The 1,560-nt window shown below is 33.1% G+C and carries 1 protein-coding gene; it reads left to right on the top strand.

Annotated elements, in window-relative coordinates:
• A partial coding sequence (locus tag AC1DND_RS27620; protein ID WP_477586023.1) for a ComEC/Rec2 family competence protein occupies positions 1-1,560 on the top strand: 1,560 nt, incomplete at both ends.

Genomic DNA, 1,560 nt, shown 5'->3' with positions numbered 1-1,560 from the left:
CAGCTACATATACCGAAATAGAGCCTCCATATAATCCTGCAGAATTTGATTTTAAAGCCTGGCTGGGCAGTCAGAATATTTATCATCAGGCTTTTATAGATCAGAATTATATCGTTAGCAACAAAAATAATATTGGTAATCCCATTATAAAGATGGCTTTAAACTTAAGAGAAAAGCAGGTTGCAAAATACCGAAGCTTGATTAAAAGTGATGAAGCTTTTGCGGTGGCCTCTACCCTTATTTTAGGTTACCGTGCTGATTTAAGCAAAGAAACTTTATCGGCCTATTCCAAAACAGGAACCATTCATGCTTTATCTGTATCAGGAGCACATGTAGCCATTATTTATGTCGTTTTGGATTTTTTGTTCCTCTTTTTGAACAAGAATCGTGCGCTAAGGATTATGAAACTGTTGTTAATCTGCACTTTGATTTGGGGATATGCTTTGTTAACAGGGTTATCACCTTCTGTAGTCCGCTCGGCTGTAATGATCAGCATTTTAATTACGGCTAAAGTTTTATCGAAGCAAACCAACAGTTATAATGTTTTGGCCTTTTCGGCATTTTGTCAGCTGGTCTACAATCCGTTTTTAATTTTAGATGTTGGGTTTCAGCTTTCCTACCTTGCTGTATTCGGACTAATTTATCTTCAACCTAAAATTTATAACCTTCTTTATACTGAACATATTTGGCTAGATAAATTATGGAGTTTCACAGCGATGTCTTTAGCCGCACAAGTGGTCACGTTTCCGTTAAGCATTTATTATTTTCATCAATTCCCACTTTACTTTCTTTTTGCGAATCTTTTTATCACTATCCCATTGGTGTTAATGATGTATTTAGGAATTGTAGTATTAATTCCGCCATTCAGGTTTTTAGTGGCGGTTTTCGAATGGGTAATAAATTTCACAAATGCTGTATTAAAATGGATTGCCAATTTGCCATATGCTAGCTTTTCCTCAATATGGATTAATTTGCCTGAATTTGCATTGTTGAGCCTATCGCTCGGGTTATTTATTTATGCCTTGGCGAAATTAAACAAACGACTTTTGTTCTCTTCTTTAATGTTATTTGTTTGCTATCAACTTTTGATTGTACACGATGATCTAAACGCTTTCCATCAAAGGAAAATTATTTTCTTTTCCCTAAGAAAAAACTATGCGGCTGCTTTTATTAATGGAAAAGAAGCTGTTTTGGTTTCAGATTTAAGTGCTGAAGATAAAAATTATAATTTTTCTATTGTTCCGGTATTAACGCAATTACAGGTAAACAAAATACGTTTTATTAGTTTTAACAAAGATACCGTTTTGGGGCAGTTCGTTTTAAAGAACAACCAAATTGCCTTTTTTAATTATAAGATGCTGTTGATTGATGAAAACCTGGATGATAAAAATATAAACGGAAATGCTACTTTTTCAAGTATCTGGTTAAGTGGAAATACTAAATTTAATTTAGTCAAAATGGACCTTGATATAAAATATAAAACTGCAATAATCGATGCTACTAATAAAGATTATAAAATTCAGATCTTAAAGAAGTGTATGGAGAATAATGATATAGATG

The organism is Pedobacter sp. 01N416 (genome assembly GCF_056399685.1).
This window is presented reverse-complemented; position numbering and strand designations above follow the sequence as displayed.